General features: G+C 35.9%; 14 protein-coding genes and 1 tRNA gene. 7 read left to right on the plus strand and 8 right to left on the minus strand.

From position 1 onward, the window contains the following. Positions 1-2 precede the first annotated feature (2 nt). The gene (locus VJJ03_RS07590) at positions 3-1,253 is read right to left on the minus strand and encodes an ABC transporter permease (RefSeq protein WP_323974784.1); all 1,251 of its coding nucleotides are present in this window, start codon (positions 1,251-1,253) and stop codon (positions 3-5) included. A gap of 20 nt (positions 1,254-1,273) precedes the next feature. On the opposite strand from VJJ03_RS07590, the gene VJJ03_RS07595 reads away from it, so the two are divergent. From VJJ03_RS07595 to VJJ03_RS07625, 7 genes are all read left to right on the plus strand, one after another. Continuing rightward, positions 1,274-2,491: an exo-beta-N-acetylmuramidase NamZ domain-containing protein gene (locus VJJ03_RS07595; protein ID WP_009745382.1), complete on the plus strand. Its 1,218-nt coding sequence runs from the start codon at positions 1,274-1,276 to the stop codon at positions 2,489-2,491. 183 nt (positions 2,492-2,674) lie between these two features. Continuing rightward, entirely contained in the window at positions 2,675-3,709 is a 1,035-nt protein-coding gene (gene lpxD / locus VJJ03_RS07600) for a UDP-3-O-(3-hydroxymyristoyl)glucosamine N-acyltransferase (protein WP_009745381.1), read from the plus strand. A gap of 37 nt (positions 3,710-3,746) precedes the next feature. Then, positions 3,747-5,144 carry a bifunctional UDP-3-O-[3-hydroxymyristoyl] N-acetylglucosamine deacetylase/3-hydroxyacyl-ACP dehydratase gene (locus VJJ03_RS07605; protein WP_009745380.1) on the plus strand — a complete coding sequence of 466 codons (1,398 nt, stop codon included), beginning with the start codon at positions 3,747-3,749 and terminating at the stop codon, positions 5,142-5,144. A 3-nt stretch (positions 5,145-5,147) separates the two neighbouring features. Next, positions 5,148-5,957 carry an acyl-ACP--UDP-N-acetylglucosamine O-acyltransferase gene (gene lpxA / locus VJJ03_RS07610; RefSeq protein ID WP_323974786.1) on the plus strand — a complete coding sequence of 270 codons (810 nt, stop codon included), beginning with the start codon at positions 5,148-5,150 and terminating at the stop codon, positions 5,955-5,957. Between the two features lie 194 nt (positions 5,958-6,151). Next, positions 6,152-8,155: a M3 family metallopeptidase gene (locus VJJ03_RS07615; protein ID WP_323974788.1), complete on the plus strand. Its 2,004-nt coding sequence runs from the start codon at positions 6,152-6,154 to the stop codon at positions 8,153-8,155. An 89-nt stretch (positions 8,156-8,244) separates the two neighbouring features. Beyond that, a complete protein-coding gene (locus VJJ03_RS07620) occupies positions 8,245-8,436 on the plus strand; it encodes a hypothetical protein (RefSeq protein ID WP_323974790.1) in 192 nt (63 codons plus the stop codon). 54 nt (positions 8,437-8,490) lie between these two features. Further along, positions 8,491-8,784 carry a hypothetical protein gene (locus tag VJJ03_RS07625; protein WP_009745376.1) on the plus strand — a complete coding sequence of 98 codons (294 nt, stop codon included), beginning with the start codon at positions 8,491-8,493 and terminating at the stop codon, positions 8,782-8,784. A 563-nt stretch (positions 8,785-9,347) separates the two neighbouring features. Here the strand turns inward: VJJ03_RS07625 and VJJ03_RS07630 are convergent. The 7 genes from VJJ03_RS07630 to VJJ03_RS07660 all read right to left on the minus strand — a co-directional run bounded on the left by VJJ03_RS07630 (position 9,348) and on the right by VJJ03_RS07660 (position 14,896). Next, positions 9,348-9,971 (minus strand): tyrosine-type recombinase/integrase, encoded by a 624-nt coding sequence (locus tag VJJ03_RS07630; protein WP_323974792.1) that lies wholly within the window; start codon positions 9,969-9,971, stop codon positions 9,348-9,350. 18 nt (positions 9,972-9,989) lie between these two features. Further along, complete coding sequence (locus tag VJJ03_RS07635; RefSeq protein WP_323974794.1) at positions 9,990-10,304, minus strand: hypothetical protein; 315 nt, start codon at positions 10,302-10,304, stop codon at positions 9,990-9,992. 115 nt (positions 10,305-10,419) lie between these two features. Further along, positions 10,420-10,493, minus strand: a tRNA-Met gene (locus tag VJJ03_RS07640). An 815-nt stretch (positions 10,494-11,308) separates the two neighbouring features. Then, complete coding sequence (locus VJJ03_RS07645; RefSeq protein WP_009745371.1) at positions 11,309-12,217, minus strand: DUF3078 domain-containing protein; 909 nt, start codon at positions 12,215-12,217, stop codon at positions 11,309-11,311. Positions 12,218-12,397: 180 nt separating this feature from the next. Next, positions 12,398-13,732: an NAD(P)/FAD-dependent oxidoreductase gene (locus tag VJJ03_RS07650; RefSeq protein WP_323974796.1), complete on the minus strand. Its 1,335-nt coding sequence runs from the start codon at positions 13,730-13,732 to the stop codon at positions 12,398-12,400. Between the two features lie 37 nt (positions 13,733-13,769). Then, positions 13,770-14,126 carry an arsenate reductase family protein gene (locus tag VJJ03_RS07655; RefSeq protein ID WP_009745369.1) on the minus strand — a complete coding sequence of 119 codons (357 nt, stop codon included), beginning with the start codon at positions 14,124-14,126 and terminating at the stop codon, positions 13,770-13,772. Then, complete coding sequence (locus VJJ03_RS07660; RefSeq protein ID WP_040358015.1) at positions 14,123-14,896, minus strand: DUF3298 and DUF4163 domain-containing protein; 774 nt, start codon at positions 14,894-14,896, stop codon at positions 14,123-14,125. Before VJJ03_RS07660 ends, VJJ03_RS07655 begins: the two co-directional genes overlap by 4 nt.

Consider the following 14,896-nt stretch of genomic DNA (forward strand, 5'->3'; position numbering starts at 1 on the left):
GGTTATTCAAATTTCATAGCTTTAATAGGAGAGATCTTACTCACTATATAAGAAGGGATCAAAAGCATCAAAAGACAAATAACAAGGATTCCTATATTGAGCACTACAACATAACTTACGTGCAAATATATAGGTACTTCTGAAACATAATAAATAGAAGGATCAAGTTTCAGTGGAGAAAAATAGTATTGAATAAGAAGCAAAACCATACCTATTATATTTCCCCAGAATAATCCTAAACCAATAAGATAAGCAGCATTATATAGAAATATCTTGCGGATATTCCAATTAGTTGCCCCAAGAGCCTTGAGGATACCAATCATAGGAGTACGCTCTAATATTAGGACTAAAATAGCAGTAATCATATTTACCCCACCTACAATTACCATAATACTAATAATAATAATAATATTAAGATCAAAAGTATGAAACCAATCAAAAATAGTAGGATACTTCTGTGCAATAGTTTGTGAATCATACTCTGCTGGAATATGATTATAAACATACTCTCCCACAGAGGACATTTGATCAAAATCTTTAATAAAGACTTCAAAAAGTCCCGTCTGATTAGAAGTCCATTTATTTATTTTTTGTAATTGACGAATATCCACTAAAATATAAGTTTCATCAAATTGTTGAAAGCCAGAAGAATATATCCCTACTATTCTAAAATTTCGCTGATTAGGGATACTTATATTATCCTCACGAAGAAAAAGAGTATTACAGATATCCCCCACTGAAAGTTCTAATCGATTCGCTAAGTATTCAGATATAAGCACCTCATTACTAATGATATCTAATGAAAAATTAGGGAGTTTTCCTTTCTTTAGATATTCTTTCATATATTGCCAATCAAAATCCTTCCCTACCCCCTTGGCTATAATACCCTCAAATGTTTTCTCTGTACGAATAATTCCTCCTTTTGTAATTACCGATTGGATATGAAGTACTTTTTTCTCTTCCTGATTAAAAAATTGAGGATCCCTATAGAAATCTTCCTCCGTAGAAATGGGAATTATTGAAACTTCCGATCGATTAGTGTCATAATTAAAAATCTGGATATGCCCATTAAGTGATGCTATCTTCTGCCGAATACGCTCCTGTAAGCCTCGTCCTGTAGCTATAGCAATAAGTATCATCACCACCCCTAGAGCAATGGCACTAATAGCAATTTTGATAATTGGAGAAGAAATATTACTTTTGTTCCCCGAATCTCCCACAAGACGATTAGCAATAAAAAATTCAAGATTCAAAATAAAAAATGCAATTTAGAATGAGCAAAATTACACTTTTTTTATTATTTATAAGCATTTTTGGACGACTTTCTTCACAAAATATTTCTATTAAGAAATATGAGTATGTAGGTACAGGGGCAAGCCAATATTACCAATATCTGCCTATGCTTACAGGGAAACGTGTAGGAGTTGTTACCAACCACACAAGTATCATCCAGAAAATAATTTATCAAAAAGATAGTATTATAACTACTCAAAATGAGCACTTAGTAGATTTTCTCTTGTCTAAAAAAATACATATTACTAAGGTTTTCGCCCCTGAACATGGGTTTCGTGGCACTGCTGATGCTGGAGAAGTAATTAAAGATGATATTGACCCTAAAACAAAACTCCCTATCATTTCCCTATATGGGAAAAACAAAAAGCCTTCCAAAGAACAACTCAAAGGAATTGAAGTTATGCTCTTTGACCTACAAGATGTAGGAGCACGCTTTTATACTTATATCTCTACTCTACATTACATTATGGAGGCTTGTGCAGAAAACTATATTCCTCTGGTAATCCTTGATCGTCCTAATCCTAATGGCTATTATATTGATGGAGCTGTGTTAGAAAATTCCTATAAAAGTTTTGTAGGTATGCATCCTGTTCCTGTGGTTTATGGTATGACTATTGCCGAATATGCCCAAATGATTAATGGAGAAAAATGGCTAAAGAATGGGATCCATTGCAATATAAAAATTATTCCATTAAGAAGTTATGATAGAAACGCTATCTACCCATTACCAGTTCCTCCCTCACCTAATCTCCCCAATATAACAGCTGTAAATCTTTACCCCAGTTTATGCTTTTTTGAAGGTACAAATGTTAGTATGGGGAGAGGTACTCAGTGGCAATTTCAAATATATGGTTCTCCTTACTTAGAGAAAACTGCTTTTACTTTTGTTCCTCATCCAAACACAGGAGATAGAAATCCAAAATATAATGGGAAAACCTGTTATGGGGAAGACCTCAGTCATACCCCTACCCTGTCCTCCCTGAATCTTTCTTGGCTTATCAAGGCATTCCATCAAACTTCAGAAGTAAAGATAAATTTTTTTAACCCCTTGTTTGATAAATTAGCAGGTAATAAAAATTTGCGAGAACAACTTCTACAACATAAAAGCGAAAAAGAAATAAAAGCAAACTGGCAAAAGGAACTAGAAACTTTTAAAAAAATAAGGAGGAAATATCTCCTATATCCGTCTGATTTTTAAATATATAAAATATTTTTCTATTTTAGCATTTTTTTAAAATCAAAAAATGTGAAGAAATTTATATAAAAAATACATGTTATATAAATTATATTTTTTATTTTTGTGCCATAAAAAGAGCCTCTTTTCAGTGAGGAAATATTTTCTCTATGAGTAGGAGTCTCTTTTATAAGAACTTAAGTTTTTATGTTACATAAAATTAAAGCAAGCCAAATTGCCCAAATACTTAATGGAACTCTCGTTGGTAATCCTGAGGTAGAAGTGTATAAGCTTTCCAAAATAGAGGAAGGATGCCAAGGAGCTATTACTTTTCTATCTAATCCAAAATATCGGCACTTCATATATACTACAGAGGCTTCCGTGGTGATTGTAAAAGATGACTTTCATCCTGAACATAAGATCAAATCAACCCTCATTAGAGTTCCTGATCCTTATTCTGCTTTTACTCAGTTACTTGAATATTATAATCAGATACGGATTGCTACAAAAATAGGTATAGAAAATCCTGTATTTATTGATCCTTCTACCTCCTTAGGAGAAAATTTGTACATAGGGGCTTTTACCCATATTGGAGCACATTGCAAAATAGGGAACAATGTAAAAATATATTCTAATGTCAACATTGGCGATAATGTGACCATCGCTGATAACACTATTATCTTCAGTGCAGTAACTATTTGTGCAGATTCTCTTATAGGAAAGGACTGTATTCTTCATTCAGGTGCGGTAATTGGTGCAGATGGTTTTGGTTTTGCTCCTCAGGAAGATGGTACCTATAAAAAGATTCCTCAAATAGGGAATGTGGTGTTGGAGGACAATGTAGAAATAGGTGCTAATGCCACTATAGACCGTGCTACCATGGGTTCTACTCTTATCCGCAAAGGTGTAAAAATAGACAATCTAGTACAAATTGCTCACAATGTAGAGATAGGAGAAAATACAGTCATAGCTTCACAGACTGGAGTAGCGGGTTCTAGTAAGATTGGTTCCCATTGTGTAATAGGTGGTCAGGTAGGTATTGCTGGGCATTTTACTATTGGTAATAATGTTAGGATTCAGGCTCAATCAGGTATTGGGCGCAATGTAAAGGATAATGAAGCCATACAAGGATCTCCCGCATTTACTTATATGAATTACAATAAATCTTATGTAGTATTTAGGAAACTACCTGAATTACTCAAAAGAATTGATGAATTGGAAAAGAAACTTGACGAAAAATAGTATACATTAAAATTACGTAATTTAAAATATATATCTTGTGAAACAACATACATTAGCCAGCCCTATTACTTTACAAGGAAAAGGGCTACACACTGGAAAAGATGTAACACTAACTCTTAAACCTGCCCCTGTAGATACAGGATATGTATTTGTGCGGGTAGATTTGGAGGGAAATCCTGTTATAGAAGCCGATGCAAATTATGTAATCAGTACTGAACGAGGTACTGTTCTGGAAAAAAAAGGTGTAAAAATACAAACATGTGAGCATATTCTTGCTTCATTAGTAGGAATGAACTTAGATAATGTTATCATTGAATTAAATGCTCCTGAACCTCCTATTATGGATGGCTCTGCTAAATATTTTGTGGAGGCTATTGAAAAAGTAGGTATCATAGCACAAGAGGCAGAACGTAATGAATACATTGTTCGTGAGGTCATTTCTTACAGAAACGAAGAAACAGGCTCTGAAATTACTATTATCCCTGCTGAAGAATACCAGGTTACCACCATGGTGGATTTTGGTACTAAAATATTAGGTACTCAAAATGCCTATATGAACAATATTTCTGAATTCAAAAATGAAATAGCTAGTGCTCGCACCTTCAGCTTTTTACATGAATTAGAGATTCTTCTAGACAAAGGACTCATAAAAGGAGGAGATCTTAACAATGCTATCATCTATGTAGATAAAGAGCCCTCCTTTGAAACAATGGAAAAGCTTAAGAAAGTATTTAACCGAGATAATGTTACTGTAAAACCTAATGGTGTACTGGATAACATCACTCTCCACTACTCCAATGAAGCAGCACGTCATAAACTTTTGGACGTAGTAGGAGACCTAGCTCTTGTAGGAGTTCATATCCGTGGAAAAGTAATAGCTAACAAACCAGGACATTTTACTAATACACAGTTCGCTAAGAAACTCTCAAAAATCATCGCCAATGAACGCAAAAATGATATTCCTAAAGTGGATATTAACCAAGTTCCTCTGATTGATACCGTGGGTATTATGAAGCTCCTTCCCCACCGTCCCCCTATGCTTTTGGTGGATAAAGTATTTGAACTTTCTGACAAGCATGTAATTGCTACCAAGAACATAACTATGAATGAGCCTTTCTTTGTTGGTCATTTTCCTGGAGCTCCTGTAATGCCTGGTGTTCTACAAATAGAAGCCATGGCACAGGCTGGGGGTGTACTAATTCTCAGTACTGTACCCGACCCTGAAAACTACTTGACTTACTTTATGAAGATTGACAATGTCAAATTCAAAAATCCTGTACTTCCTGGCGATACTCTTATCTTCAAGTTGGAACTGCTCACTCCTATCCGTAGAGGTATTTGTCACATGCAAGGCTATGCTTATGCAAATGGCAAATTAGTAACCGAAGGAGAACTTATGGCTAAAATAGTAAAAAGAGACGATAATCAACAATAACTTATGATGTATCCCTTAGTCAATATACACCCCGAAGCCAAAATTGCTCAAAATGTAGTAGTGGAGCCATTTACTACTATATGTAAGAATGTAGAAATAGGAGAAGGCACTTGGATAGGACCTAATGTAACTATCATGGAAGGGGCTCGTATAGGAAAAAATTGTAAAATTTTTCCTGGTGCAGTCATCTCAGCGATCCCCCAAGACCTCAAGTACAAGGGGGAAGAAACCACTACCCATATTGGGAACAACACCACCATTCGAGAGTGTGTTACGATTAACAAAGGAACAGTGGATCGTATGCGTACTGTTGTGGGTAATAATTGTCTTATTATGGCCTACTCCCACATCGCACACGATTGTATTGTTGGGGACAATTGCATTTTCTCCAATGGTACCACCCTTGCGGGACATGTTACTGTGGGTGATTGTGCCGTGATGGCAGGTATGACGGCTGTATATCAGTTCTGCTCTATCGGAAGCTATGCTTTTGTTACTGGGGGCTCCTTAGTGGGTAAGGATGTGCCTCCTTATGTCAAGGCTGCCCGCAATCCACTCTCTTATGTAGGAGTCAACTCTATTGGGCTACACCGTCGAGGCTTCTCTACCGAAAAAATTCGTGAAATTCAGAATATCTATCGTATTCTCTTCCAAAAGAAACTCAGCACTTCTCACGCCTTAGATTATATAGAAGCTGAAATGGAAGCTACTTTAGAAAGAGATGAAATCTTACAATTTGTTCGTAAATCCCAGCACGGTATTATGAAGGGTTATGCAGGTATTACTCCTGATGATAATGAGGAGAATTTTTAGTCCTAAGATTTAAAGTTTTTTACTTTTCATTGCTGACAACCAACAACTATTAAATAACTATTTTTTACTTAAGAGATGTAAATTATTGCATCTCTATTTTCTTATCTCTGCATAATTTCTTTATTCTTAAAGTTCTCTTGCCAAAAAGAATTTATAGCTTAACACAAGAAACTCAAAACTAAAAAGTCACTGTTATGTTTGATACTATTTATGAATCTGCGCCCTTTTCGCGCTTTGCTCCTACCGACTATCTACCAGCCATCCAAAAAACTATTGCCAAAAACCTCAAAGAAATCGATACTATTGCTCATAATCCAGAAGTGCCTACCTATATGAATACAATACAGCCTTTGGCTTATGTGGGATTAGAACTCGACCGACTTACGGCGATGTTCTTCAACTTGAACAGTGCCAAAACTAACGAAACCCTGCAAGCAGAAGCTCAACGCATCTCGCCTCTGCTCACCGATTACAGCAACGATATCCGTTTGAACGAAGCACTTTTTAAACGTGTTGAAGCAGTTTACAAAACCCGCAATTACCTTTCCGCTTCACCAGAACAACATACTCTACTTGAAAAGACTTACAAGAGTTTTACTCGCAATGGTGCAAATTTATCATCGAATGATAAAGAGCATTTGCGCAGAATTGACAAGGAATTAGCGCGCCTCAAACTGAAGTTTTCAGAAAATGTATTGGCTGAAACACAGCATTACCAATGGGTGATTACCCATAAAGAAGAGCTCAGCGGTCTGCCCGACTTTGTATTAGAGATGCTCGCTACCGAAGCAAAAAAACGTCATAAAGAAGGCTGGGTGATTACCCTCGACCTGCCTGTCTATACCGCCGTGATGAAATATGCTAATAACCGTGAGTTGCGCCGTAAACTTTTTATTGACTATCATAGCCGTTGCGCAGGTGATAGTGCTTATAATAACGAAGCCAATGTGTTGCGTATCGCTGAGTTACGTGCCCAACGCGCCTCACTATTGGGTTATCCCGATTATGCCTCTTTGGTATTAGAAGAGCGTATGGCAGAAACATCAGAAAAGGTAATGGATTTCTTGAATAAACTTTTAGCTAAAGCCAAACCGCAAGCAATCAAAGAATTAGAAGAGCTAAAAGCCTTTTCAGGACTTGATGACTTTCAGCAATGGGATTTTGCTTATTATGCCGAAAAATTGAAACAACAGCGCTATCAAATAGATGATTCTCTATTAAAACCCTACTTATCTTTGGATAAAGCAGTGGAAGGAATGTTTGCAGTAGCACATAAGCTCTACGGTTTGCACTTCACCCTTACCGATGAGGTAGAAAAGTATCACCCCGAAGTACAAACCTACAAAGTAACCGATGATAAAGGAGATTATCTCGCCCTTTTCTACACCGATTTCTTTCCACGTACAGGCAAACGCAATGGTGCGTGGATGACCTCTTACAAAGAGCAATACACTGATACTGAGGGGAAGGATTCGCGTCCACATATTTCCATAGTGTGTAACTTCACGCGCCCTACTGCTTCGGCTCCTTCCTTGCTCACCTTCAACGAACTGACAACTCTCTTTCACGAGTTTGGGCACGCTCTTCACGGTATGCTTTCTAAGGTTACGTATCCTTCTCTAAGCGGTACTAATGTAGCCCGCGACTTTGTAGAACTTCCCAGTCAGCTGATGGAAAATTGGTGTTATGAAGAAGAAACCTTGCGCCTTTTTGCAACACATTATCAAACAGGTGAGCCTTTACCCATAGAATGGGTACAGAAAATAAAAGAAGCCGGTGTTTTTATGGAAGGACTTTTAAGTGTGCGTCAGTTAAATTTCGGATTCTTAGATATGACGTGGCATACCTACCCTCATTTGGAACGCCTTGAAGATGTTCGTACTTTCGAACAAACAGTTACCAAAGAAACCCAACTCTATCCAACTGTGGAAGCGATGTGTATTTCGCCCGCCTTTTCACATATTTTTAGTGGAGGCTATAGCGCAGGATATTATAGTTACAAATGGTCGGAAGTGCTAGATGCTGATGCTTTTGAAGTCTTTAAAGAAGCAGGTATTTTTAATACTGAGGTAGCTACTCGTTTCCGCAGAGAAGTACTCAGCAAAGGTAGTAGTGAGAAGGAAATGACCCTTTACAAACGCTTTCGTGGAAAAGAGCCTACCCCCGATGCCCTTATCCGAAGAGCCTTTGGAGAGTGAAAAGAGGTTCCCTTTTCGGACAGCCTCAACTAATGCATTAATACTTGGTAAGACAACACCTTCTCACGGACACCTTATCTTTATATCTTATGTCTTACCAAAAAACCAACCCCGCTGTGGTGAATCACAGTAGCTCCAGCACTTACTGCTTTGACGTGGAATCCTTTGCCCACTCTATGCGTGCCTACAACAATGAAATCTCCCTTACCTTTATGGTGTTATCGGACAGCAAAAGCGAAGAGCCGATCCCCAGCGAGGTAGTCAAGGGAGCTACTACCTAAACAAGTTTTTGGAGACACTTAATCCCTATTTCACTAACAAAAAATTGTAAAACTATGGAATTCAGAACAAAATTTGAACTTAACGAAAGTATTTTCTTCATTCACAAAGGAAAAATCATTAACGAAACCATTCAAGGCGTAAAAATCACTAAAGAATACAAACGAGATGGGCTTCTTAGGCGAGATCCTGAAGATGATCAGGCTAAGGAGCTTATCATTTATGCCGTTGAAGTAAAAAAGATTGACTTTTCAGGCACTGGCTTGAGGACTACTTTTATCAACTTAGAAGAACAAGAACTCTTTTCCAGCAAAAAAGCGATTGTTAAATATTTTGCCCTGCTGCTATGAGAACAAAGATATTTTACCACTTAGGCACTGCTGGAGAGCTCCAGTATACCGAAACTCGTTATTACCTCTTTGGTTGGTTATACCTTCTGGCATAGAAACGCATAAATTCAGATATTTTTTATCTTTTTTACCTCCTCTAAGAACGTCCGTTCTGAGGAGGTTTCTTTCTTATACACCCTCACACCCGTACCCAAAAAGAAAAAATTTATGTGCAAAAAGGTAAGTTTATGTACAAAATTATTTTTTGTGTGCAGTTTATGTGTAGCAATCTACACTGATATTCAATTAATTATCCTTTAAAAAAGGACTTGCACAGAAAACACACAAAAAAACACATTCCAAACACTCTGAAATAACTAAAAAAAAGAGACGTTTTTAACCATTTCATCGGCAAACTTGTTTCCGGCTATGTAGCTTTCGGTCATCTTTAAATCATAGTGTCGGGCTTGATCCCTGACCTTGATAGCAGGCATACTGCTATTGAGTAGGTCCGTAATCCCTGTATCCTTGAGAGAATAAAACTGAAACTTACTATCAAATTTTCCTTCCTTACGAAACTTTGCTCACTCATCGGAAATCTTCTTAGGAGTGAAGGCTTTCTTTCCTGGTTTATAATTGTTTTGGCTAAAGAGGTAATCACTATTATGGGCAGTTATCAAGTGTTGCGCTAAGTCAGGCAGAAGGTTGCTCGGTATGGTAACGCTTTCCGTCTTGCGGTTTTTGGAGTTCTCTCCACTAATAATGATATATCCACCGCTAAGATTTACATCGCTCACTTTTAGCTTGGTTAGCTCCGTGCGGCGGATAAAGCAGTAATAAGTCAGCATACACAATACATAGAAATGAAAATGAGTATTGTGCAGTTTTTTCACCTTGTCTTTCACTTGTGGAGTAAGTAACTTCACGCTTTTTCTGTGTTTTTGTCTTTGCTTTGATATGCTCAGCGGGTTGGCAGGAATAAAGTTCTTGCTTTTGCACCATAGCAGAAAGGTATTAAGAAAGCGCAAATGATTATTATAAGTGCTGGAGCTATTCTTTCTCTCGTAGTACAAGTAATCTAAATAGTTTTGTATCATAAAGACATCTATTTTCACTACAAACTTAATAGGAATCTTTTTGTTCTCAATATACTTTTTGAATAGTTCTAAGAAAGATTTATAAGCTCTAATGGTATCCGCACGCTTCACCCCGTCCGAAACTTCCTTCTACTGCATAGATAGGAATAAGTCAGCACAATAGTCTAATGATTTGTAACGGACATTTGGATCGTCATAGAAGGGCGACCATCCACTTTCTAACTTTTGATTGATAGTGGCTATCATTCGTTTAGCGTACTTCTCACGATCACGGTTAGGTGTCATTGGAGACATACGCTTACGAAAACGTTTCTTTTCGTTTTTAGCAGAAACTTTAGCGTAAAAGACGATACGCCATTCTTGATTTTCGCCCTTTTGTAGTTCTGCGGGCTTGTAATCCACATATATCTTATGTGTAGAAGTAAATTGCTTGTTCTCAGGCATTTTTTTATTTAGGACGCTTCTTCCTTGAGTACAGGAAAAAAGTCCCAAAACTGACCCAGCTATTAAAGGAAAATCGGTGTAATTAATTTGTTTATAATTAGTTACACCGAAAGAGTAGCGAAGACGGGATTTGAACCCGTGACCTTTGGGTTATGAATCCAACGCTCTAACCAACTGAGCTACCTCGCCGTTTTAGTTTGCGGGTGCAAATTTACAACCTTTTTTATTATTTACAAAATAATAATGGAGAAAATTTAGTATTGCCAATTCAACCTACAAGTGCAATTGCAATTTTTTAGCTTACAAATTTATAAAATAAATCCTTTGGTTTTTCAAATCCTAAAACTTCTCTTGATTATTAATTTTATATTATATTTGCTTTATATAATTATCTGTAATTCATTTAAAATCAGTATTCTTAGGTATATATTGATGTATATTTCTATTGCTATGTTCACTGAGCCCCCTCTCCGAAAAACTATATGAATGAGTAAAATAGAATCTTAAATCTAATTTCTTCTCTATGATGCTAAATTCAGGAAATTTCTTCCCATTATCTCTGGTAATAGTCTTGACAAAAGCCTTATAAAGTAACAGTATTTCTATTACCGCATTAGCAAAGGGTTAGCTTTTTTCCTTAAAGCAATCTACTTATAAACAACATTTTAGTTTTTATTTCTACTAAAGTCGAAATAGCCCTTTTATTACCTGCCTTCTACCATTAAATCTATCTTCCAATGATCAAATTCAGTATTTTGATTCAAAATGGCAAGACATTTTTCTATAGATCTTTTTTTCACTATTTTACTTCTTTTCTTATGTAGACCTCTCTTCCTATGTTTTAAATTTTGTTTTTTTCCTTTTTTTATTTGATAAATTGTATTTATCTTATAAATACCTATAAATTGCAAGTTACCAAATGAATATACATTAGGTAGCCTCTATCTTCCTAGAGAAAGGCTATCCAAAAACTTTTCGGACAGCCTCTCCTTTTCAGAATTATATTAGAACTTATAAGTAAATCCTGCTCCGAAAGCCTCCCTTACCTGGAATGCTTTAGCAGCATCATCATCATAGATAGTTTGGAATATTAAGTTAGTAGAAATATAGTCATTAACTTTCATCATTAGATTGAAAGTATAATCTATGTCAATATTTCCTGGCTTGTCAAGGTAGTTACTATAGAGGTTAAGTGTATTTTCAAGAGTGATATTCTCAAAAACATCAAATTTAGCATATCCATTTAGGGCAGCACCAAATTCATAACGAGAAGTCTTCCCTTGTTCTACTCCGAAATGAGCTCCTGTCTCTGTAAATTTTTTCGCAGTAAAGATAAGCCTTGAGGTAGCGGGAGCAATATTTACCTTAAGATTATCATTTTTCTTCCAAAGCATACCAGGACCAAAAGAAAGGTATCCAGGAGCCATAAACCGAGTAGTTTCTGTTCGGGTTTGATTCCCTTGAGAGTCAGTTCCATATTTATAACCTTTGTCCAATTGAGTCTGGAAATTAACAAAGAAAGAGTAGTACCATTGAGAATCTTCCTTAATTTGAGCTCCTAATAAGGAAGTAATTGCAAATCGGTCACTGGTTTTCTTAGAAAAGGCGTCCCCATCTACTTTAGTAAGACCATAATCAACAAGGAGCTTATTATCCCAAGCCCAGAGTCCTTTTTTATAATTAGCATCATAAGAAAGGTTTAGGTTTCCCCCATAATTATTGGTACCTCCTCCTGTCCAATCATGGTTGAAAGCGGTTTGATTGAAAAGTAGGGAAACAATTCCTGCACGAGTCCAATTGCTCTCAGTTGTAGTTTCATTCCCATTTCCAGTAGCTGAGGCATTTCCTTCTTGTTCTTGAGCAAAAGTAGCAATACACCATAGGGTGCATGCTGAAAACATAATCTTTTTCATTGTTCGATAATTTTAAAATATTAGTATTTAAATTTTGCGGCAAAGATACTTATATTTTTTTAATAAACAAGAGAAATGTCATTATATATAAAAAATCTTTACAAATAGAAATATAATTTAAATAAAAAGGACTGAAATCCTTAGAAATCAGCCTTTAAGTAAAGTTATAACTATCTATATTTATAAAGTTTCTTTGTGAATATGGTGTTTCTTTTTTTCCTGCTCTATTTCGTAGGCAGTCTTGAAAGGACGGATAATTAATCTTACCCCCTTATTGTACTGAAAATATTGGACAATCCAGTTTGAAAGGGTAACCATTTTATTACGAAATCCCACAAGAAAAGCCAGATGGACGGTAATCCATAATATCCAGGCAAACCATCCAGAAAAGCGCATTCCCCTGAGCTCTACTACAGCTTTATTGCGTCCTACGGTTGCCATAGAACCTTTGTCAAAATAGTTAAAAGGTATCATAGCTTTATTGCAGAAAATCCTTTTTAGGTTTTTAGCTAATAATTTCCCTTGTTGAATAGCGGGTTGGGCTACCATAGGATGTCCTTTGGGTTGTTTTTCATTAGCCATGCAGGCTATATCTCCTATAGCAAATATATTGTCATAACTTTTTACTTGATTGAATTCATTGACAGCATAACGTCCACCTATAATACTTTCTTGAGAAAGTCCCTCTATAAGATTGCCTTTTACTCCTGCTGTCCAGATAAGGGTGTAGGCTTGGAAATTATGAGTATTGGTAACTACATTCTCTCCATCATAATCCTTTACAAAAGTATTGAACCAAATGGAAACACCCATCTTTTCAAGATATTCTTTAGCCTTTTCACTTGATTTCTCCCCCATGCCAATTAGTAAACGAGAATCTGCTTGAATCAAATTTACATTCATTTTACGAATATCCAAGTCCGGATAGTCTGTGGGAAGGATGTGCTTTTTAAGTTCAGCAAAAGCACCTGCAAGTTCCACTCCTGTAGGACCTCCTCCTACAATTACAAAGTTCATGAGACTATTACGTTCCTCTAAGTTATTAGTAAGGATAGCCGCTTCTAAGTTTTGAATAACTAAGCTACGCATATCTACTGCTTCAGGAACAGTCTTCATAGGCATTGCATACTTCTGGATGTTAGCATTACCGTAGAAGTTTGTTTGAGAACCGGTAGCAATAACTAAGTAATCATAAGAGAGTTCTCCTAAATCCGTTAAAATACTTTTTTTATCAGGATAAATATGCTTTACCTCAGTAATACGAAAGTGAAAATTAGGCTCCTTTTTGAAAATAGATCGTACAGAATAGGCAATAGAATCAGGTTCCAAACCTGCAGTGGCTACTTGGTAGAGTAGAGGTTGAAAAGTGTGATAATTAGTTTTATTGATAAGCACTACCTGCATTTTGGAAAAATTCAGTTTCTTGACAATATTAATTCCTCCAAATCCTGCACCAATGACAACAATACGTGGCAAATTAGTGGTAGGGATATTCAATTGAGTAATATCATTCATTTTTATTTTTGTTTTACTAATAAATAAGTGAGGAAATTTATAAATGTTTACGGGTCTCCTTTATAATTTTAGTTGCATTTCCTAAGAATACTCTATCTTCTATCAATACAATAGGACGCTTTAAGAAGGTATAATGTTCTAGAATAAGATTTTTGTAGTCCTCCTCTGAAAGAATTTTTTCATTTAGTAGTCGTTCTTTATATAGTTTAGATCTTTTATTGAAAAGAAGTTCATATTTTCCAGTTATATTTTTTAGAATTTCTAGATCTGCTTCACTGATAGGGTCTTCCTTTATATCTTGAAAAATGAAGCTATCTAAGGGACGTATTTCATGGAGGATACGTTTGCAAGTGTCGCAGCTACTCAGGTAATAAATTTTTCGAATTGGGGTCATTTTCTTTTAGCATCATTTAATTTGAAGGATAGCCAAGGACTGACTTCAGACAAAGGAATTTTAACCTCTAAGATTCCTGTACTATAAGGAGCTATTTCATATGGGTTGTATAAAAGAATAAGATTATCCTTATCAAACCCAATATTCTTTGGGAGAGAAAAGATATCATTTTCAAAGATGAATCCTCCATCACTAAATTCTTGGTTCTTAGATAAGTTAAAAGTTTCTCTAAAGTGTTTTTCAGCTAAAGCTAATACCTTTTCTTTATCTGTAAAAAGTTCCTCTTGAGAGTAAAAAGCTCCTGTGGGCTTAAAGTTCATAAAAGTAGTCCATCCTACAGGATGAGCACCCCCAAGATACTCATAACCAAATCTTTGTAAAGATATTAAGACATCACTTTGGTAAATGATAGTATCCACCACTTCAATTTGATAAGGAGATATTCCTTCGAATTGTTGTTTATCAGATCTATACTGTGTTAGAAAAAGTTTTCCTGCTTCTTCTATATCCATAAGGGTATCTTTTGCAGTAAGCATCTTAACTAATTGCCTTTGAATGGAATCATTGAATATTTTGGCAAATGCTTTAGGACTTTCACAGAACATGTAATTGATAGAAACTTCTGCACAATCCTCTCCATCACAGTCATTTAATATAATTTCTTGATTTTTAAAATGATACTCTTTGTTATAAGCGAACCAAAAGTAACCACCTACAAGAATAGCCATTAAGCTAAAAGCAATAATAAAATAAATTTTTTTTCGAGACAT

Source organism: Capnocytophaga sp. G2 (assembly GCF_035282625.1).
GTDB lineage: Bacteria > Bacteroidota > Bacteroidia > Flavobacteriales > Flavobacteriaceae > Capnocytophaga.

Bases quoted from the DNA above. Each gene is read 5' to 3' on its own strand.
- VJJ03_RS07595 (WP_009745382.1), top strand. From the start codon at position 1,274: ATGAGCAAAATTACACTTTTTTTATTATTTATAAGCATTTTTGGACGA.
- lpxD (WP_009745381.1), top strand. From the start codon at position 2,675: ATGTTACATAAAATTAAAGCAAGCCAAATTGCCCAAATACTTAATGGA.
- lpxA (WP_323974786.1), top strand. From the start codon at position 5,148: ATGATGTATCCCTTAGTCAATATACACCCCGAAGCCAAAATTGCTCAA.
- VJJ03_RS07615 (WP_323974788.1), top strand. From the start codon at position 6,152: ATGTTTGATACTATTTATGAATCTGCGCCCTTTTCGCGCTTTGCTCCT.
- VJJ03_RS07620 (WP_323974790.1), top strand. From the start codon at position 8,245: ATGTCTTACCAAAAAACCAACCCCGCTGTGGTGAATCACAGTAGCTCC.
- VJJ03_RS07625 (WP_009745376.1), top strand. From the start codon at position 8,491: ATGGAATTCAGAACAAAATTTGAACTTAACGAAAGTATTTTCTTCATT.
- VJJ03_RS07635 (WP_323974794.1), bottom strand. From the start codon at position 10,304: ATGCCTGAGAACAAGCAATTTACTTCTACACATAAGATATATGTGGAT.
- VJJ03_RS07645 (WP_009745371.1), bottom strand. From the start codon at position 12,217: ATGAAAAAGATTATGTTTTCAGCATGCACCCTATGGTGTATTGCTACT.
- VJJ03_RS07650 (WP_323974796.1), bottom strand. From the start codon at position 13,732: ATGAATGATATTACTCAATTGAATATCCCTACCACTAATTTGCCACGT.
- VJJ03_RS07655 (WP_009745369.1), bottom strand. From the start codon at position 14,126: ATGACCCCAATTCGAAAAATTTATTACCTGAGTAGCTGCGACACTTGC.
- VJJ03_RS07660 (WP_040358015.1), bottom strand. From the start codon at position 14,896: ATGTCTCGAAAAAAAATTTATTTTATTATTGCTTTTAGCTTAATGGCT.